Source organism: Streptomyces sp. NPDC020983 (assembly GCF_044333485.1).
In the GTDB taxonomy this organism is placed as follows: domain Bacteria; phylum Actinomycetota; class Actinomycetes; order Streptomycetales; family Streptomycetaceae; genus Actinacidiphila.
The window spans coordinates 421,930-440,396 of record NZ_JBIRRA010000001.1 but is presented as its reverse complement, the minus strand read 5'-3'; the positions used below and the strand labels follow the sequence as shown (position 1 = coordinate 440,396).

The window sequence follows — 18,467 nt, the reverse complement described above, 5'->3', positions numbered from 1 at the left end:
TCAGCCCCTCGGGTCGTACGTCGTCGGCCGCACGGGCACGGTCACCGTGACCGTGGCGGGCGAGGCGTGGGTGAAGTGGAGTCGCAGGGTGATCTGCTCGCCCACCGAGGGTTTGTGGGTGAGCCCTTCGAGCATCATGTGCGCGCCGCCGGTGCCCAGGACGAGCCTGCCGCCCGCGGGCACGGTGAGTGCGCCCACCTGGCGCATGGTGGTGCCGGCCGTGGTGTGCAGGGTGACGTGCGCGGCCAGCGGTGTGGTCACCGACGTCAGCTGTGCGTCCGTGCCGCCGGTGTTGGTGACCGTCACATAGGCGGCGGCCTGGTCGGTGAGCAGCGGCCGGGGGATGTAGCCGCCGCTCACCACGAGCCGCGCGGGACCGCCGGCAGCCGGGCCGTGCCCGGTCAGGGCCGCCGCCGCGCCGGTCGCCGCGGCCACTGCCACGACGCCGCCTATTGCGCCCAGGAGTGCTCGCCGCTTCACGGCGCCTCACTCCTGATGAGCCTGGGCAGGTCGTGGGCGTACTGCTGGGCGGTGGTGCCGGACATGTACAGCACGTGCGCCTTGTCGTCCTTGGGCCAGAAGGCCAGCACCTCGGCGCCGTGGGTGACGGTGATGCTGCCGTCCTTCTCCTTCACCGGCGGCGCGATGCCGACGCCGACCGACCGGGCGGCGTTCTCGATCGTGGTGAAGTCGCCGGTCAGGCCGATGAAGCTCTTGTCCATCGCGCCCAGCCACTCCGTCAGCCGGGCGGGGGTGTCGCGATCGGGGTCGGTGGTGACGAACACCACCCGCAGCTCGGCCTGGTCCGCGGCGGGCAGCTTGGACTTGGCCAGGGCGATGTCGCTCATGGTGGTCGGGCAGACGTCGGGGCAGTGCGTGTAGCCGAAGAAGAGCAGGACGGGATGCCCGGCGGTCTGCTTGACCAGGTCGAACGGCTTGCCCTTGTTGTCGGTCAGTTTCAGCCGCGGCTTGCTGAAGGGCGTGTCCAGCAGCGTTCCGGGCTGGCCCGCCGCCGTGGACACGTCGGCCGCGGGACCGGAGCCGGAGCCCTGGCCGGAGGTGTCGGAGCCCCCCGAGCCCCCGCAGCCGCCGAGCAGGAGGGCACAGGCGGCGGCGAGGGTGACGGCGGCGGTCTTGACGGTGGTGCGCATAGGTGGTCCCCAGGGTGCGATGGCGAAGGCCGGGCGGCCGCGGGGCCGCGGTGCGGGGGACGCGGCCGCCCGGCGTCTTGCGGTGGGCGTCAGTCGGTGGCCGCGGAGCTGCCGGAGTCCTGTGCCGCGGCCGTACGGCGCCGCCCGGCGAGGACGCCGAAGCCGACGCCCGCGGCGCCGACGACGATGCCCGCGATGCCGAGGGCCCGCGCGGTGCCGTCGCTGCCGCCGCCGGACGCGGCGGTCCGCGGCTCGGCCGCGCCGGATCCGCTGTCGGCGGCCGGCGCGGGCGCGGGGGTGCCCGTGGCGGCGCCGGCGTCGCCGGACGCGGCCGCGGTCAGCTTCAGGGTCGGGGCCGGGTTCTGCGGCTCGGCCTGGCCGGCCTGCGGGATCTCGATCCAGCGGACGACGTCGCCGTTGTCGTACGTCTGCAGCGTCTTGAACGACAGCGAGTCGGTGTCGGAGGGCAGCGGGCCGAAGGAGACCGGGAACTGCTGGAACTGCCCGGGCGCGATCTTCCCGCCGGACCAGGTGATCTTGGTGACGGCCTGGTCGACGGTGCCGTCGTCGGTCTTGACCGGCGTCGCCAGCTTCGACTTGGTCACCTGCGCGGTCCAGCCCGGCACGGGCTGCAGGGAGACGGACGCGATCGGGTGGTCGGTGGGCAGATTGACCTCGATCTTGACGGTCGAGGTGCCGTCCTGCTCGTTGGGCACCTTGAAGGCGACCGTGGTGTAGCCGCCCTTGGCGGCGGCGGTCGGCTGCACGGTGACATGGGCGAAGGCCGGCACCGCGGCCAGCAGGACGGTCGCGCCGGCGAGCGCGGCGACGGTCGTGGCGCGGCCGCGCAGGCGGGACGTGCGGGAAGTGCTCATGGCAGGGCTTCTCCACGGTGAGGATGCTGCGGACGGAAGGCTGTGCAGGTACGGGCCGCGCCGCTCGCTGAGATGCGCGCAGCAGGGGCGTACGGGCGTACGCGACCGCTCGCCGACGCAATGTGCGACGGTCCGCGGGCGCGGGTACGCGGGTGCGCCGCCGGTGCGCTGATGCTGCGGCGGGCGCGGCAGGGCGGACCCGCGCGCCGTCCGGCCGCCACCCGCACCGCACCCGACGCGGGCACCGGAGCCGCCCGCGTCGGTGCCCGGCGCGGCACCTGAGGCCCCGGAAGGTCCAGGGATGTCAGAGAGCCGTCAATGCCGGGTGAAACCGGATGAAAGCGGACGAGCCCGGAAGAACCGGGTGAAGGGTGAGCCGGGGGAGCCGACGTCGCGTCAGGCCGCCACGACCTGCGGCGGACCGCGCCGGGCCACCGAATGCCGCAGCAGCACCGTGCGCCAGGCGGCGCGCGGTGTCTCCCAGGTGCGCGGCGGGCCGTGCCGCGGGGCGCCGGACAGGCCGGCGGCGAGCGCGGCCAGCAGCGCGTGTGCGCGGCGTACGGCGGCGGGGCTGAAGCCGGTGAGCTCGGCCGCGCCGCGCACCGACAGCCTGACCAGCCGCCAGAGCGCGGCCTCGCCGCGCCGCAGCAGCCAGCCCGCCACCACGGCGGCCAGCAGGTGCGCGAGCAGCATGGGCAGCGAGCACAGCGGCAGCGCGGCCAGCACCGAGTGCGCGGTGAGACCGGCCTGCGGCGACATCCCGGGCATGCCGGCCGCGGTGTGGACGGCGTGCGGGCCGAGCCCCGCGGCGGTCACGATCTGCTGCGCCGCCTGCGGGGTCAGCCCCGTCGCGTGGGTGCCGCACACCAGCCGGGCGGCCACGGTGAGCAGTCCGCCGTCACCACCACTCGAAGGGGTGAACCCCGGCGTGGCGCACATCTGGCCCGCGCCGAAGACCATGTGGAGGGTGAGCTGTCCGGCGGCAAGGCTCGCGGTGATGCCGGGCAGCGTCCGTTCGCGGCCCGCCAGGGGCGCCACGACGGCGACGACTCCCAGCCACCCCAGTGCCAGCGACCAGACCGGCACCGGGGTGCCGGAGGCCAGTGTGTGCCCGGCGGCGGCCAGCACGACGCAGACCGCGGCGAAGAGCGCGGCCCTCAGCAGTCGCATGCCGGCGCCTGCGCGCACAGCGAGGGCGGGGGTAGCCATGACGGCCGACATCCTCTCACCACGGGCCCCGTCCGTGAACAAGGGGGTGTCCGGCTCGCGGTGGTGTGTCCGGTCGCCCTTACACCCGTATGCCGGGCGCGGGAATCCGCCGAATGAGCGGTGTCACGTCAACACCGCGCTTACAGAGTGGCCTTCGCGGCAATACGTAGTCGTATGTCGAGCCGCAGCCAGGAGGCTGAGCATGAGCATCTGGTGGTCACTCCATTTGCGGCGCGAGGCTGCGAGCGTCCCGCTCGCCCGGAAGCTCCTGCTGGGAACGATGGAGACGGCCGGGGTGGACCCCGACATCTCCTTCGACCTGTCGGTGGCGCTGTCCGAGGCGTGCGCGAACGCCGTTGAGCATGCCGGAACGGCGACCGGCTACAGCGTCACCGCGCACATCGACGGCGACTGCTGCCGGATCGAGGTAGCCGATTCCGGGCCCACGACCTCCCGCGACCGCACGACCGTCTTCGAGCACGCACCCGAACTCGACCGCAAACCCGACTGGGTCATGCACCCCAACCGCCCCCTGCCGCACCGCGCGCAGTACGCGGAGCACGGGCGGGGGCTCATCATGATCGAAGCGCTGGTGGACCACGTGCGCTTCCACGACCGCCCCGGGGCCGGGACGGCGGTGTCCTTCGACAAGGTCCTCAAGTGGCGCGACGACGCCCTCCTCAACGCGTCCTGACGCGCTGAGGAGGACGTCCCGGAGGACTCAGCCGCGCAGCGCGGCCATCCAGGACTCGACCTCGGCCGAGGCGCGCGGCAGCGCCGCGGACAGATTGCGGTGGCCCTCCGCCGTGACCAGGATGTCGTCCTCGATGCGCACGCCGATGCCCCGGTACTCCTCGGGCACGGTCACGTCGTCCGCCTGGAAGTACAGCCCGGGCTCCACGGTGAGCACCATGCCCGGCTCCAGCGTGCAGTCGACGTACGCCTCGATGCGCGCATGTGCGCAGTCGTGGACGTCGATGCCGAGCATGTGGCCGGTGCCGTGCAGCGTCCAGCGGCGCTGCAGGCCCAGTTCGAGCACGCGCTCGACCGTGCCTTCCAGCAGGCCCCACGCGACGAGGTGCTCGGCGAGCACGCGCTGGGCGGCGTCGTGGAAGTCGCGGTAGGCGGCGCCGGGCTTGACGGCCGCGATGCCCGCCTCCTGCGCGGCGTGCACGGCGTCGTAGATCTTCCGCTGGAGCGGAGTGAAGCGGCCGCTGACCGGGAGCGTGCGCGTCACGTCCGCGGTGTAGAGGTGGCGGGTCTCGACGCCCGCGTCCAGCAGCAGCAGGTCGCCGGAGCGCACGGGGCCGTCGTTGCGCACCCAGTGCAGCGTGGTCGCGTGCGGGCCGGAGGCGCAGATCGAGCCGTATCCCACGTCGTTGCCCTCGACGCGGGCGCGCAGGAAGAAGGTGCCCTCGATGTAGCGCTCCGAAGTGGCCTCGGCCCTGTCCAGCACCTTGACGACGTCCTCGAAACCGCGGGCGGTCGAGGCGCAGGCGCGCTCCAGCTCGGCGATCTCGAAGTCGTCCTTGACCAGGCGCAGCTCGGACAGGAAGACGGTCAGCTCGGCGTCCCGCTCGGCGGTGACCTTGTCGGCCAGCGCCGCCTCCACGCCCGCGTTGTGGCCGCGGACGACCCGGACGGGGCCGGTGGCCTCGCGCAGCACGTCGGTGACCGTGCGCACGTCGCGGCAGGGCAGGCCGAGCAGCTGCTCGGCCTCGGCCAGGCTGTTGCGGCGGCCCACCCACAGCTCGCCCTGGCCGTGCAGCCAGAACTCGCCGTTCTCCCGGTCGGAGCGCGGCAGCAGGTAGGCCGTCGCCTCGTGGCCGCCCTCGGCGAGCGGCTCCAGCACCAGGACGGCGTCCTGCGTCTGGTCACCGGTGAGGTGCGCGTACTCGGTGGCGGCGCGGAAGGGGTAGTCCGTGTCGTTGGACCGGCGGCGCAGATTGCCGGCCGGGACGACGATGCGCTCGCCGGGGAACCGCGCCGACACCGCGGCGCGCCGCGCGGCGGTGTGCCGGGCCTGCGGAATCGGCTCCAGGCCGCGCCGCTCGGTGTCGGCCCAGCCGGACTTCATGACGGCCGCCAGCTCGTCCGACACCGCCGGATACAGCCCGTTCTTGCGCTGCTTGACCGGCTTGTCACCGGCCGCCCCGGTCGCCTCCGCTTCCGCCGTGTCCTGCTCTTCCCCGTTCGTGCCCCGCTGCCCGTCGGCCTCCGTCACGTCCTGCCTCCTCCAGATGAACCGTCCGTCCATCGTAGGCGGGGGGTGCGTCAGTCGAAACGGGCCACCAGCAGCACCAGGTCCTCGGTGCCCGCCGTGCGGTCCAGCCCGCCCGGCAGCACGGTCCGCAGCAGGTGGTCGGCCAGCCGCCCGGGGTCCTCGCGCACGGCAGCGCTCGCGGCCTGGGCGGCCGCGTGGACGCGCGCGACGGCGCGGTCGGTGCAGTCGCCGGTGCGGTGCAGCAGGCCGTCGGTGTAGAGCACCAGGCTCTCGCCGGGCCGCACCCGCAGCTCGACGCTGGGCGCCTCCCAGCAGCTGAGCATGTTCAGCGGCGCCGACAGCGACGTCTCGACGAATTCGCAGCGGTCGTCGCCGACGAGCAGCGGTGGGCAGTGCCCGGCGCCCGCCAGCGTCACACGGCGGCTCCCGGCGGAGTGCGGGGCGCACACGTGGCCGAACAGCGCGGTAGCGGAGCGGGCCGGCTCGGTCAGCCGCAGCAGCAGCTCCAGGTCGGAGAGCACGGCGACCGGGTCCTCGCCCTCCATCACCGCGTACGCGCGCAGCGACGCCCGCAGCCGGTCCCGTGCGGCCACCGCGCCCGGGCCCGCGCCCGTGACGCCGCCCACGGCCAGACCGAGCGCGCCCTCGGGCAGCGGAAGGGCGTCGTACCAGTCGCCACCTCCGCGCGGCCCGCAGTGGTGCCGCACGGCCATGCGCAGCCCGGGGACGCGCGGCAGCCGGGACGGCAGCATCTCGTCGGACAGGGCGGCGGCGTCCCGGCGGGCCCGCGCCAGGTCCAGACCGCGGGCGAGGTGCTCGGCGGCGTACCGCAGGTACATCCCGGCCAGCCGGCGCTGGCGCGGGGTCGGCTCTGCGGGCTCGTCGTAGAACCACACGGCCGCGCCGAGACGCCGGCGGGCCGGCCCGGCGGCGGAGGGGGCGGGGACGGGCGTGGACGGGACGGGCCCGGTTGTGGAGATGTCGCGGAGGTCTTCGGCGGCGCAGCTGTGCGCGGAGGGGCCGGAGTCCCGGGCGGCGGCGGAACATGCCGCGCCGTTTGTGGCGGAAGCGGTCGCTTCCGGTGAGGATCCCGTGCCGCCGTCCGGCCGGGCGGGGGTGCTGTCGACCGCGAGCGCGAGCCCGTAGGCGGCAGCCAGGCCGAGCTGCGCCGCCACCTCGTGGTGCCGGCCGCGGGCACCCGGGCCCTGCCGCAGGTCGGGGTGCGCGGTCTCGTCCGTGCCCGGCGGCACCGCGCCGAAGCCGACGGTCTCCAGCGCGCCCAGGTCGGCGTGCCCGAGGCCGAGGCCGACGGTGCTGTCGGGGCCCTGGCCGTCGGCGGGCGCGAGGGTGATGAGGCCGCGCCGGGCGCCGACCAGGGCGCTTCCGGCCAGCACGACCTCGCGCAGGGCGTCGTCCAGCAGGGCCGTACGGGCCAGCCGTTGGGTCAGCTCGTGGAGCAGGGACAGGTCGCAGGCCCACGACGCCAGGCGGTCCTGGAGGGCCGGGGCGTGTCCGGGCGGGGTGCGCGGCAGGCCGGGGGCGCTCTCCGCGGCGGGTGCGGGAACCGCGGGCACGGCGGAGGGCACCGCGGCGGGCGAGGACGAGGCGGAGACAGGCGCGCTGGGAGTATGCGCCGCGGCGGGTCGCCGTGGCTCGCTTCCGGCCACTTTTCTGACCCGGGCCGGGTTCACCGCCCGCGACTTCCGGGCAGAGAAGGGAGGGTGGGGCAATCCGAGCTTTTCGCCCGCGCAAGGCGGAGCACTCGCATGATTAGCATCGCAAACCCCCATGTGTGCTGCGCCGCTGTCAAGGACCCCACTTCTACACGGGCGATCGCGGGCATGTCCAGGATTGTCCCGATACCGGGAATGGTGTCGGGTCCCTTGCGCCCGCCATGTCCGACGGCATACGTTGGCCGAAAAGAACCACCCCTGCCGTATGCGCGCTGTCGACTGATCCAAGCCAACAGCGCGTCATATTGCGGGCGGTGGGTAGGAACCCGATGTCTGGCTCAAGCGTCGTAAGTACGTAATCAGTTGACGGCCGACCCAACCCGAGTGGCAGGGGTGCTGGGCCCGGAGTGAGCCACGAACGAGTGGGTCACGATCAGGGCACCGCGAAGTGCCGAGCGCCCTGTACGCGCTAACCTCCGCCACGTTCCACGCTCGGCTGGCGGCGGCGTGTTGCGCTGCCTCGCAAGCGGTGTGCTCGACAAGTTACGTTGTGTAATGGGCAGATCCCTGGGCGTTAACGGAAAGGAACGAGCGCTGATGCGCGAGATCCTCGGAAGGCGACGCAAGCTCTCACTACAGCGGAAGGAGCGGACCGCGTTGCTCAACGCGGCGCTCACTTACGCCGAACAGTGGCAATGGCGCGTGGTGCCCGGCGTCGGTTACGACCGGCGCGGAAGCTGGCGCGCCGCGGGTGCGCAGCCGTGCGCCTGTGCACGCCCCGACTGCCCCGTACCCGGGGCACATCCGCTCGACCCCGGACTCCTCGCCGCGACCCGCGACCCGCGCATGGTGCGCTACTGGTGGACCAGCCGGCCGGACGCGCCCGTCGTCGTCGCCACCGGCGACCGCGTCTCGGCGGCGAGCCTGCCCGCGGTGGCCGGTGCGCGTGCGGTGGAGGCGCTGGAGGCGATGGGCGTACGCCTCGGCCCCGTCGTCGCCACCCCGACGCGGTATCAGCTGCTGGTCGCCCCCTACTCGCTCGCCGACCTCGGCGAGATCCTCGACGGCCACGAATGGGTCCCCGCGTCCCTGCGCTACCACGGCGACGGCGGCTACGTGGGGCTCCCGCCGTCGAGCAGCAGCGCCGGACAGCTGCGCTGGGTGCGGCCGCCGCTGCCCGACGAGCGCACGGGCGGCCCGCAGCCGTGGCTGCCGCAGATCGGCACCCTGATCGACGCCCTGGTGAGGGCGGGCCGCAGCATGCCGGGAAGCGACCGGCTGACGTACTGACGCCCCGTCCGCGGGGGACGGCTGACGGCGCCTCAGCGCCTCGGCGCCTGCGGGAGGTGCCGGAGGAAGCCGCTCCGGGCCGTGTGCCCCGGCACATTGCCACGGGGTACGGGTCCGGGCGCCGGGTGGGGCGACCGCGCGGACCGCGGCTCCAGGTGCCGGTTGGGGCGACTGCGCGGACCGCGGCGTCCTCACGCTCTCCCCACGCGGGACGGCGTACGGTCCGGCGTGACGGTGAGCGCGTACGGGAGACGCACGGGGCATGACGTGTGAGGGCCGCTGCCGGAATCCCTCGTACGGGTGAACGCGTGTCCCGCCGTCACCCGATCGGGCAGTGGCTGACCGCAGGTGACCTGGCGCGCGGCGCCGCATGGGCGGGACGGTCCGCACCTGACCGCTATGTTCTTTTTCGTGGCACATTGCGTCGTGCGCAGAGACGGCGACCGGGCGCGAGGAGGAGGGGAGCGGATGGCAGCGCACCGCCAGGCGGCACAGGACCCCGGGGACCGGCTGCGGCTGATCGCGGCCGCGAGCGCCGTCGCGCTCGCCGTCGTCCTGCCCCTGGCCGCGGTGACCGCCGACCACCACGACGGCGCCCCGCGCCGCCAGGCCGGGCACAGCACGCCGCACGGCACCCCGGGCGTGGGCCGGGCGGGCGGCGAATGAGCGGTAGGTGCCGCAGGCGCCCCCGGTCCGGAGGATCGGGCGGCGGGGGCGTGGCTCGCGTCCGCGGCCTTCGCGCCGTGATCCCGAGCGGCGTTCGGGGCGGGCCCGCGGGCGGCTGACCCGGGGCGGCACGGGCCTGGGCGTGGGCTTGCACAGGGGCCGGCACATGGAAAACCCGGTCGCTGACGACGGGGGATGCATCAGCGACCGGGCTGACTAAACGGTAACAAGACTTCGTCCGTTCGCAAATTCCCCGCAAGCGGAGCAGGCGCCCAATGCTGGGGGTTTCGCCAGGGTTGTGACCGGAATCACTGACCAACCGCTCAGTCGGATGCGCCGGGCCGTGCGGGCGGCGCCCGGGGCCGGCACCCGGCCGGGCGCCGGCCCCGGGGCGCTTCAGCTCAGGGTGATCTGGCGGTTCATGAAGCCGCTGCGGGCCCGCCGTTCCTCGGCGGACAGGGGCTCGGTGCGGGCCAGGGTCTCCGCCAGGCGCTCGCCGAAGGCGGCCGCGGGCTTCTCGACCTCCTCCGCGCCCATGCCCGAGGGCAGGTCCCACACCGGCACGGTCAGCCCGTGCGCGCGGAAGGACCCGACGAGGCGGGTGCCCTCACCGAGCGAGGACGCGCCCGCGACGTGCAGGCGGGCCATCGCGTCGAGAAGGGCCTCCTCCGGGTGCGGCATGACCCACCGCAGGTGGTTCTTCTCCGGCGTCTCGCACCAGTAGGCCGCCTCGACCCCGCTCAGCCGCACGGTCGGGATGACGGCCTCGTTCGCGCGCTCCAGCGACGCGGCCACCTCGCCGGTCGCCGTCTGCGCGTCCTCCAGCCAGAACTCGAAGCCCGAGTGCACCTCCGGCACGAAAGGCGCGTCCAGGTCGAGCAGATCCTGCAGCCGCGGCCCGTCCGGCGCCGTCCTGCGGCCCTCGACGGGGTTGCCCGGCTCGGCGGTGAGCGCGCGCGTCAGGGTGTCGGCGAGGTCGCGGCTGATGTCGCCGGAGGCGGTGTCGCTCTGCAGACCGAGCAGCACGGCGCCGGTGTCGCGGCGCAGTCCGGGCCAGGCCATCGGCAGCACGGTGCCGAGCGTGACGGACGGCACGCCGTCGGGCAGCGGCTCCTTGAGGGTGAGCGGGGCGGTCGCCGCGGGCACCAGCTCGCGCAGCGCCACCCAGTCGCATTCGCCGGGCAGGCCCTCGAAGGGGCGCTTGACCAGCTCCGTCACCGCGTGTGCGGCCTCGCGGCCGTGGCAGGCCTTGTAGCGGCGGCCCGATCCGCACGGGCAGGGCTCCCGCGCGCCGACCACCGGCACTGCCGCGCCCTTCGCCGTTCCGGCCGCCGGGGCGGCCCCCTTGCTCCTGGTGGCGGTCGCGCGCTTCTTGGCCATGGCTCGGTCTCTCCCGGTGCGGCGTTGTTCCGGCCGCGAGCCTAGCGCCCGGCGGCCCTCCGCCCGACCACGACGGGCGGGACTCAGCTCCGGTCGTCCAGGGACTCCGCCAGATCCAGCGGAAGGCCGAGGGGGACCCCGCGGGGCAGGCCGATGCCCGTACCGCCCGGGGCGAGGCCGTCACGGCGGGCGTGCCGGCCGCGGACCGGGAGCAGGGCCCACACGGTGACCTCGCCGGGCGCGTAGTCGCCCACCCCCCAGCGGAGCGCGAGGCTGCCGACGATGCCCAGGCCACGGCCGCCGTGCGCCGTCAGGGAGGGGCTGGAGGGGCGCGGCCTGGTGGGCCCGCCGCCGTCCGTGACCTCGATCTTGAGCAGGCCGTCGTCCCCGACCGCCCACCCGGCCCGTATACCGCCGTCCGCCTCCTGCGCACCTCCGCGGCCCGTGTCCGCGCCCGGGGACGCGTGCAGCGAGCCCTCCGCGGGATCGCCCAGCGGACGGGCGTGCCGGCAGGAATTGCTGAGCAGCTCCGAAAGGATGAGCACCGCGTCGTCCACGACCGGCTCCGGCACGCTCTGCGCGTACAGATCCCGGCGCATGCGCCTGCGCGCCTCCGCGACGCCGTCGGGACCATGGGGCAGGGCCATGGTCGTGGACGTCGGCACCTCCTGTGCGACCATCAACGACACCCCCGTGACCTCCTTCACCCCACGCCACGGGATGGATGCCCTCTGGGACCGGACCGGAAACGGGCCAACCGCGATCTATTGACGCACTCCTTACGTCCCGGCAAAAGGCTCTGCGCCAGGTGGTGGGAAAACCTCCCGCGTTCCTGACCGCCGCGCACCGGAGCCGTACCGGCCGCCCGCCCGCGTACGCCCCCGCCTCACGCGACGGGCCGGAGGAGCGCCCGGCACACCTCCGCGCCCGCGTTCCCAGCGGCCGCCCGGCGGCGAATCCGCGGCGTATTGCGCCGCCGGCGCAATACGCGCGGTGGACAGCCCGCGGGCGACGGGGACCCGCGGCCGGTCCCAGGCGGCGGATCCCGCACCCTGTCGGTACGGCGTCGGCGCGGGAGGCGTGCGGCCGGGCGCACACCCCTTTCGCGCCGGTTCAGCGCCGGAGTCCGCCCGTGCCGTCGATCCCGCCCGCGCCGTCGATCGCCGCGAGCTGGGCGCGTACCTGCCGGGGCCGGTTGGTGATGACGGCGTCGACGCCCAGCCGGGCGCACAGCTCGACGTCGGCGGGGTCGTCGACCGTCCACACGTGGACGCGGTTGCCCGCGCGGTGCAGCCGCGCCACATACCCCGGGTTCGCCCGCACGATGCGTATGCTCGGCCCGGCGATCCGCACCCCCGCCGGGATCCGGCCGTCGCGGTGCCGCGGCGACACGTACTGCATCAGGTACACGGTCGGCAGCGCGGGCGCCGCGAGCCGCACCCGGCGCAGCGAACGGGACGAGAAGCTCATGACCCGCACCGGCGAGGGCGCCCCGGCCGGCGAGGGCCCGTCCAGGCCGAAGGCGCGCAGCAGCTCGATCAGCCGCTCCTCCACCTGTCCGGCCCAGCGCGTCGGGTGCTTGGTCTCGATGGCCAGCTCGACCCGCCGGTCGGTGTCCACCACGAGCTGCAGCAGCCGCCGCAGGGTCAGCACGCGGCTGCGCTCCTCGGGATCGTCCGTGTCCCCCTGCGGATCGCGCTCCGGCGCCTCCGGATCGGCCTGGCGCCCCTTCCAGGAGCCGAAGTCCAGCGCCGCGAGATCCGCCAGTTCCAGCGAGGAGACCGCGCCGCGGCCGTTGGACGTACGGTTGACGCGCCAGTCGTGCACGCACACCAGCTCGCCGTCCGCCGTCAGCCGGATGTCGCACTCCAGGGCGTCGGCCCCGTCGTCGATGGCTTTCCGGTACGCGGCGAGCGTATGTTCTGGTACATCTTCGGAAGCACCCCGATGGGCGACGACCTGGACAGGTCGCCCCTGCGGGTACGCCTCCGGGACCGCGCGCACATGTGTCACCGGTTCATGGTGCCACCGCCTCGGCGGCGGTCACGCGAACCGGCTCCCGGAGCACGCGTCCCTGACATGCACAGCTCCCGCTTACGGTGGTCCGACACGCCGTGGGAAATGCTGTGTTCGGCCCACCACTCTGTCCTTAACCGAGGAGAAACGCTGTGAGCACCGAAAACGAAGCCGGTTCCGTCCCGGCTGCGGAGTCGGAGGCGGCCGCACCCGGCGGTGCGGCGTACGACGGTGCCTCGGCGGCACAGGCTCCCGCTCCTCCGGCGACCCCGCCGGCGCCCACGGACGACGCCGCGCGCACCGAGGTCCTGCCGGCGCAGGCGCCTCCGCCGGTGGGGCCGCCGTCGCCGTACGGGCCGCCTCCGGCCGCGCTCGCCCACCAGCAGCCGCAGGCCGCGCCGTCCTACGAGCCGGCGGCTCCCGCGCCCGCACCCGCGTACGACGCCAAGCCGCCCGCGTACGACGCGCCTGCGGCCGTACCGGCACAGCCCCAGCCGCGCGCCGACGCCCAGCCGCCCGTGGTGCCGGCCCAGCCGCAGGGCTACGGGCAGCACGCCGCGTTCGGCGCGGAGCCGCCGCACCAGGCCCCGCAGCCCCCGCAGGACCCGTACGCGGTGCCGGCCACGCCCTCGTACGCCCACGGGGGCCAGCCCCCGCAGACCCAGCCCGGCTACGGCGCCCCGGGCGGGCCCGAGGGCCCGGTGTGGGGCCAGCCCGCACCCGTGCCCCCGGACGGCGGACGCAAGCGCCGCGGCTTCGGCGGCCTGGTCGCCGCAGTGCTGGTGGCGGCGCTCGTCGCCGGCGGCGTCGGCGGCGGCATCGGCTACTGGGCCGCGGAGCACAACGACAAGAACGACACGTCCAGCTCCACCACGGTCGCCGACGGCGGCAGCCAGAAGGCCCTCAACCGCGCCCCCACCTCCGTCGCAGGCATCGCCAACACCGCGCTCCCCCGCGTCGTGACGATCAAGGCGAGCGGCAGCCAGGAGAGCGGTACGGGCACCGGCTTCGTCTACGACACCCAGGGCCACATCCTCACCAACAACCACGTCGTCGCCCCCGCCGCGGACGGCGGCAAGCTCACCGTCACGTTCTCCGACGGCAAGACCTACGACGCCGAGGTCGTCGGCCGCGCCCAGGGCTACGACGTGGCCGTCATCAAGCTCAAGAACGCCTCGGGCGTCAAGCTCTCCCCGCTCCCGCTCGGCAACTCCGACAACGTGGCGGTGGGCGACGCCACCATCGCGATCGGCGCCCCCTTCGGCCTGTCCGGCACGGTGACCACCGGCATCGTCAGCGCCGTCCACCGCCCCGTCGCGTCCAGCGACGGCCAGGGCTCGCAGGCGTCCTACATGAGCGCGATCCAGACGGACGCGTCCATCAACCCCGGCAACTCCGGCGGCCCCCTCCTCAACGCCAACGGCGCCGTCATCGGCATCAACTCCGCGATCCAGCCCGGCGGCAACACCCAGCCCGGCAGCCAGGGCGGCAGCGTCGGCCTCGGCTTCGCCATCCCCATCAACCAGGCCAAGCGCGTCGCCGACGAGCTCATCAAGACCGGCAAGCCCGTCTACCCGGTCATGGAGGTCCAGGTCGACAGCCAGTACCAGGGCGACGGCGCGAAGATCGCCGACGGCTCCAGCGGAGTCACCCCGGACGGCCCCGGCGACAAGGCCGGCCTCAAGCCCGGCGACGTCATCACCGAGTTCGACCACACGATCGTCGACAGCGACGAGACCCTGATCGGCGAGATCTGGCAGCACCAGCCCAACGAGAAGGTCTCGGTCACCTACACCCGCGACGGCTCCACCCACACCACCACCGTCACCCTCGGCTCCCGCGTCGGCGACACCCCGCAGTAGGCTGATCCCCGCAGCGCCCAGCCCCCCGTCCGGGGGCCCGGGCGCCGCGGGGAGGCTTGCCCGAGCGGCCGAAGGGAACGGTCTTGAAAACCGTCGTGGCAGCGATGTCACCGTGGGTTCAAATCCCACAGCCTCCGCACAGCTAGCTGTATGACCAGGCCAGAGCGGGTGCCCCGGACTCCGGGGCACCCACTCTGTGCGTCTGCCGTCCCACCGTGGACCGCGTATGGCCCGCCGTGGACCACTGCGTGGGACAGGCGTCGACCGGACACCGCGGCCCCGAGGGGCCTGGGGCCTCAGCGCCTGCGTCGGTTGGCGAGGTGGAGGGCGACTTCGCAGCACTGCCCGACGACGCCTAAGACGACCAGGGCCCAGACCGCGGTGTGGTCGTGCACATGCCCCGACGCGATGGCTGCGGCGATGCCTCCCCCGCTGAGGACGCCCCATCTGATCTTCGCCAGCGAGAGCCTCACGTTGAGGTCGTGGGATCTGCTCATCGAGGCACCTCGTGCAGCGTGGTGGGTAGGCGGTGATCCGCACTTCGGGTGCGGAGGCACGGCACATGGTACACGAGAGCCTACGAATGCAAGGATGAGGCGTTGGTATTTCTTCGAAGTGAAGGTCGGGTGCGAGAACTTTTGAGGCCAACGTCCTGATGGCGGCCTCGGTGGTCTCCCGCTCGCGACCCGGCGCGTGTGGCCGGCCTGTGCGGGCAGGCAGCCGTGTGGTGGGGGCAGCGGCCGTCCGGGGGTGAACCGGGCCCCTGCACGTACGCGCGTGTGGACGGCCCTCGTGGTGGCGAGGGCGGTCATGGCTGGGCGGCCGGGCCGCGATCCGGGGCGGCGGCGACAGGCGGGGGGCGACGGGCGAACCGCGCGTCGGCCCGGTGGGGGTGCTCCTCGGCGGGGTGGGGGCCTGCGGCTCGGGGAGGCTCGGATCCGCCGTGCGGGGCCGCCGACGCGCCGGCTCCGCCGCCGGGGGCCCGGTGCGTGTCCGCCGCTGGCCCGGTGCGTGTCCGGTGGGGGAGCGTGGGGTACCGCATATCTCGACGGGCCGTCAGGGGAGCGGGTCGGGCTCTTGGGGCGCATGGAGTGTGGATATGCCGGGGGGACGCGTGGGCGTTGCTGGGAATCCGCTCGTGGGCACGGGCGTGGCGAACTACATGGACGCCGCTCGGTCGTTCTTCGAGCCGCAACTGCGGCTCATGAATCTGGGCCACACGCAGATCGAGGCGCAGAATCTCAACCAGCTCAAGGAGTCGCTGGACCGGATCAACCTGGCGATCGCGAATCCCGGGCAGTTCGGGGCGCTCGGGATCAAGTTCTCGGCCGGTGTCGGTGCGGTGGTGGCGCGGGCGTCGGCCGGCGGGACGATCACGGTGGGGGTGCTGCCCATCCTCGTCGAGCGCAAGCGGCTGGTGCTCGACCGGATCAGGACGCTCGTGCCGCAGGAGCAGTTGGAGGACTTCCTCGCGACGATCGAGGAGAAGGTCAAGGATCCCGAGGTGCGGCAGGAACTCACCTCGCTGCTGTCGGGTTACGTGTCCGAGCAGCGCCTGATCGCCCAGGAGGCGGAGCACGTCGCGGGCAGTGAGCTCGATCTCGCGCTGCACGACATCGAGATCAGGGAGCGGAAGTGGCGCCTTCGCAAGTCGCTTCTGGAGAAGGAGCCCGTCGCGGTGCTGGTGGGAGGTCTTCTCATCTCGGTGCTGACGATCGCGATGGTGGTGGGCATGTTCCTGCACACTCCGGCGCCGGAGATCCTGACCAATGCGTTCCTGCTGATTCTCGGGTTCTTCTTCGGCCAGACGACGAGTGGGGGCACCGTGAACGCCGCGCCGTCGGGGGCGGCGGGCGAGCCGGGGGGACCGGCGCCGACGGGGGCGGTGGAGTAGGCGCGGGTGCGGATCGCCGGTCGCGGCCCGGCAGCGGGGTCTGCCGGGCGGCGGCGGGGTGGGGCTACTTCGTCGTCCACTGGGCCGTTTCTTCGGCGAAGCCGGAGTTGGGGGTGTACTGGACGCGGGTGACCGCGGGGGGCTTGGGGACCTGGAAGACGAGCCAGCCCAGGGCGACGTCGCCCGGGGGGAGTTTGAGCTCGGGGGGCATCAGCGGGCCGGCGGTGATGGCGTCGACGAGGGTCTCGTCGAAGCGCTGGCCCTGGGCGTCGGCGGCCTGGACGCAGTTGCCGGGGCTGTCGTCGTAGACGCCGGTGCCGACGTTCCTGATCTCGAACTGGCCGGCCACCCAGGCCTTTCCGGGGTCGGGCGTGAAGTACTCGTCCGTGCTCCTGGCGGTGTCGGTCCACTTCTTGAGGGTGATGGCGAGCTTCACGCCGCCGTCGCCGCTCACGGTGACGGTGTCGCCGACGGCCGCCGCGGTGGGCCTGGGGGCGGGCGTCGTGGTCGTGGGGGCCGCGGTCGTGGGCCCGGCGGCCGCCGTCGTCGCGGCGGGCTTGTCGGGGGCGGTCTTCACGGTGCTGCCGCTGCCGGACGAGCAGGCGGTGAGGGCGGTGAGGGCGGCGGCGGCCACGGCCGTGGTGGCGATACGGGTGCGCATCGGGCCAGAGTGGCGGACCCGACGCGTCATGTGGAGGAGATGTGACGGACCTGTGATGAAAATGCCGAAGGTCCTGCTCGGGGGCGGCCGTTGGGGTGGTGTGCGGCGGTCGCGGCGCGCGGGCGCCCTCGCACCGCCGGGCGTCATGGTCCCGCGTTGAGCCAGGCGCCGATGGCGGGGAGCGCCGCCGGGCCGTAGTCGCCGGTCACCTCGGCGGCGAGGTCGGCGACGGATATGCCCCGCAGGCTCGCGCGCCACGCGGCGTCCGCGCCCGCCATGGCGCGGGTGATGGCGCAGGGGCGGGTGCAGGCCTCGGGGGGTGTGGCGAGGGGCCCGCGCCGGCGGATCTCGGTGCAGGTGAAGGCGGGCTGCGCCCCGTCCACCGCGGTGACGACGTCCAGTACGGTGATCTGCTCCGGCGGCCGGGTCAGCACGTAGCCGCCCGCCTTGCCCTGGACGGACTGCACCAGGCCGGCCCGGGAGAGGGCCTGGAGCTGCTTGGCCAGGTAGCTCGGGGAGACGTCGTGCAGCTCGGCCAGCCGTGCGGCCGGGACCGGCTCGCGGGCGGTCGTCAGGACGACGCAGCAGTGCAGCGCCCACTCGACCCCGCCGGAGATCTTCACGCCCGTTCCCCTTCCCGAGCAGGACCCCCTGCGTCCGTGTGACTCGGACAGAGTTTATCCGACTATCATCTCGGACACATATTGTCCGAGTTCACGCGTGGAGCGGGCGAGAGGTGGCAGCGATGAAGTTCACCGTCATCGGCGGTACGGGTCTGATCGGGTCGCAGGTGGTCGCGAAGCTCTCGGCGGCGGGGCACGAGGCGGTGGCCGCGTCGCCGTCCACCGGCGTCGACATGATCACCGGCGACGGCCTCGACGCGGCGCTGGAAGGTGCCGGGACGGTGGTCAATCTGGCCAACTCGCCGACCTTTGACGACAAGTCCCTCGACTTCTTCCGCACGTCGATGGGCAACCTGCTCGCCGCGGGGGAGCGCGCCGGAGTGCGGCACCAGGTGGTGCTGTCGATCGTGGGCGTCGACCGGGTGCCGGGGCTCGACTACTACCGGGCCAAGACGCTCCAGGAGGAACTGCTGCGGCAGGGGCCGACGCCGTACTCGATCGTGCGGGCCACGCAGTTCTTCGAGTTCATGGACGCCGTGCTGTCGTGGACCTCGGACGAGCGGACGGTGCGGCTGCCCGCCACGCCCGTCCGGCCGATGGCCGCCGCGGACGTCGCGGCGGCCGTCTTCGAGGTCGCGACGGGTGCGCCGCTGGACGGGATCCGCAACGTCGGGGGGCCGGACCTCTTCACGCTCGACGACCTCGGCCGGCTCACGCTGGAGGTGAAGGGGGACGGCCGCGAGGTCGTCACGGACGACACGGCGGGCATGTTCGCGGCGGTCGACGGCGACGTGCTGGTCGGCGGCCCGGACGTCCGGCTCGCCCCCACGCACTACCGCGACTGGCTCCGGAACGAGCACTGACCCGTCGTCCCCTCGGGTGCGGGGGAGGTGTGCGCGGCGGGCGCGCCGGGCCGGGACAGTGACCCGGGGAAACGCGCCAG

The 18,467-nt window shown here is 74.0% G+C and carries 17 protein-coding genes and 1 tRNA gene; 7 read left to right on the top strand and 11 right to left on the bottom strand.

The genetic code is table 11. The features are described 5' to 3' along the window. The 4 genes from ACH4SE_RS02095 to ACH4SE_RS02080 all read right to left on the bottom strand — a co-directional run bounded on the left by ACH4SE_RS02095 (position 1) and on the right by ACH4SE_RS02080 (position 3,235). Entirely contained in the window at positions 1 to 441 is a 441-nt protein-coding gene (locus ACH4SE_RS02095; protein ID WP_398541324.1) for a copper chaperone PCu(A)C, read from the bottom strand. Between the two features lie 35 nt (positions 442 to 476). Next, a complete protein-coding gene (locus tag ACH4SE_RS02090) occupies positions 477 to 1,151 on the bottom strand; it encodes an SCO family protein (RefSeq protein WP_398541323.1) in 675 nt (224 codons plus the stop codon). Between the two features lie 89 nt (positions 1,152 to 1,240). Beyond that, the gene (locus tag ACH4SE_RS02085) at positions 1,241 to 2,026 is read right to left on the bottom strand and encodes a YcnI family protein (RefSeq protein WP_398541322.1); all 786 of its coding nucleotides are present in this window, start codon (positions 2,024 to 2,026) and stop codon (positions 1,241 to 1,243) included. Between the two features lie 396 nt (positions 2,027 to 2,422). Continuing rightward, positions 2,423 to 3,235, bottom strand: a complete 813-nt coding sequence (locus tag ACH4SE_RS02080) for a hypothetical protein (protein ID WP_398541321.1) — start codon at positions 3,233 to 3,235, stop codon at positions 2,423 to 2,425. 202 nt (positions 3,236 to 3,437) lie between these two features. On the opposite strand from ACH4SE_RS02080, the gene ACH4SE_RS02075 reads away from it, so the two are divergent. Further along, positions 3,438 to 3,929 (top strand): ATP-binding protein, encoded by a 492-nt coding sequence (locus ACH4SE_RS02075; RefSeq protein WP_398541320.1) that lies wholly within the window; start codon positions 3,438 to 3,440, stop codon positions 3,927 to 3,929. A gap of 27 nt (positions 3,930 to 3,956) precedes the next feature. Here the strand turns inward: ACH4SE_RS02075 and ACH4SE_RS02070 are convergent, their stop codons facing one another. After that, complete coding sequence (locus ACH4SE_RS02070; protein ID WP_398541319.1) at positions 3,957 to 5,459, bottom strand: aminopeptidase P family protein; 1,503 nt, start codon at positions 5,457 to 5,459, stop codon at positions 3,957 to 3,959. A 50-nt stretch (positions 5,460 to 5,509) separates the two neighbouring features. Next, entirely contained in the window at positions 5,510 to 7,033 is a 1,524-nt protein-coding gene (locus tag ACH4SE_RS02065; protein ID WP_398541318.1) for a PP2C family protein-serine/threonine phosphatase, read from the bottom strand. Positions 7,034 to 7,729: 696 nt separating this feature from the next. On the opposite strand from ACH4SE_RS02065, the gene ACH4SE_RS02060 reads away from it, so the two are divergent. Beyond that, positions 7,730 to 8,422 carry a bifunctional DNA primase/polymerase gene (locus ACH4SE_RS02060; protein ID WP_398541317.1) on the top strand — a complete coding sequence of 231 codons (693 nt, stop codon included), beginning with the start codon at positions 7,730 to 7,732 and terminating at the stop codon, positions 8,420 to 8,422. Positions 8,423 to 8,890: 468 nt separating this feature from the next. After that, positions 8,891 to 9,088: a hypothetical protein gene (locus tag ACH4SE_RS02055; protein ID WP_398541316.1), complete on the top strand. Its 198-nt coding sequence runs from the start codon at positions 8,891 to 8,893 to the stop codon at positions 9,086 to 9,088. Positions 9,089 to 9,484: 396 nt separating this feature from the next. Here the strand turns inward: ACH4SE_RS02055 and ACH4SE_RS02050 are convergent, their stop codons facing one another. From ACH4SE_RS02050 to ACH4SE_RS02040, 3 genes are all read right to left on the bottom strand, one after another. Continuing rightward, positions 9,485 to 10,468, bottom strand: a complete 984-nt coding sequence (locus ACH4SE_RS02050) for a DUF5926 family protein (RefSeq protein WP_398541315.1) — start codon at positions 10,466 to 10,468, stop codon at positions 9,485 to 9,487. 83 nt (positions 10,469 to 10,551) lie between these two features. Continuing rightward, positions 10,552 to 11,157, bottom strand: a complete 606-nt coding sequence (locus tag ACH4SE_RS02045; RefSeq protein WP_398541314.1) for an ATP-binding protein — start codon at positions 11,155 to 11,157, stop codon at positions 10,552 to 10,554. A 424-nt stretch (positions 11,158 to 11,581) separates the two neighbouring features. Then, positions 11,582 to 12,481 carry a glycerophosphodiester phosphodiesterase gene (locus tag ACH4SE_RS02040; RefSeq protein WP_398541313.1) on the bottom strand — a complete coding sequence of 300 codons (900 nt, stop codon included), beginning with the start codon at positions 12,479 to 12,481 and terminating at the stop codon, positions 11,582 to 11,584. A gap of 155 nt (positions 12,482 to 12,636) precedes the next feature. On the opposite strand from ACH4SE_RS02040, the gene ACH4SE_RS02035 reads away from it, so the two are divergent. The 3 genes from ACH4SE_RS02035 to ACH4SE_RS02025 all read left to right on the top strand — a co-directional run bounded on the left by ACH4SE_RS02035 (position 12,637) and on the right by ACH4SE_RS02025 (position 16,240). Next, positions 12,637 to 14,346, top strand: a complete 1,710-nt coding sequence (locus ACH4SE_RS02035; protein WP_398541312.1) for a trypsin-like peptidase domain-containing protein — start codon at positions 12,637 to 12,639, stop codon at positions 14,344 to 14,346. A 50-nt stretch (positions 14,347 to 14,396) separates the two neighbouring features. Next, a tRNA-Ser gene (locus ACH4SE_RS02030) sits at positions 14,397 to 14,483 on the top strand. Positions 14,484 to 15,496: 1,013 nt separating this feature from the next. Further along, positions 15,497 to 16,240, top strand: coding sequence for a hypothetical protein (locus ACH4SE_RS02025; RefSeq protein ID WP_398541311.1), 744 nt, complete (start codon positions 15,497 to 15,499; stop codon positions 16,238 to 16,240). 64 nt (positions 16,241 to 16,304) lie between these two features. Here the strand turns inward: ACH4SE_RS02025 and ACH4SE_RS02020 are convergent, their stop codons facing one another. Then, entirely contained in the window at positions 16,305 to 16,901 is a 597-nt protein-coding gene (locus ACH4SE_RS02020) for a hypothetical protein (RefSeq protein WP_398541310.1), read from the bottom strand. A gap of 143 nt (positions 16,902 to 17,044) precedes the next feature. Further along, positions 17,045 to 17,524, bottom strand: coding sequence for an RrF2 family transcriptional regulator (locus ACH4SE_RS02015; protein ID WP_398541309.1), 480 nt, complete (start codon positions 17,522 to 17,524; stop codon positions 17,045 to 17,047). Between the two features lie 122 nt (positions 17,525 to 17,646). Here ACH4SE_RS02015 and ACH4SE_RS02010 point away from each other — a divergent pair, with 122 nt between their 5' ends. Beyond that, complete coding sequence (locus tag ACH4SE_RS02010; protein WP_398541308.1) at positions 17,647 to 18,387, top strand: SDR family oxidoreductase; 741 nt, start codon at positions 17,647 to 17,649, stop codon at positions 18,385 to 18,387. Positions 18,388 to 18,467: the final 80 nt, after the last annotated feature.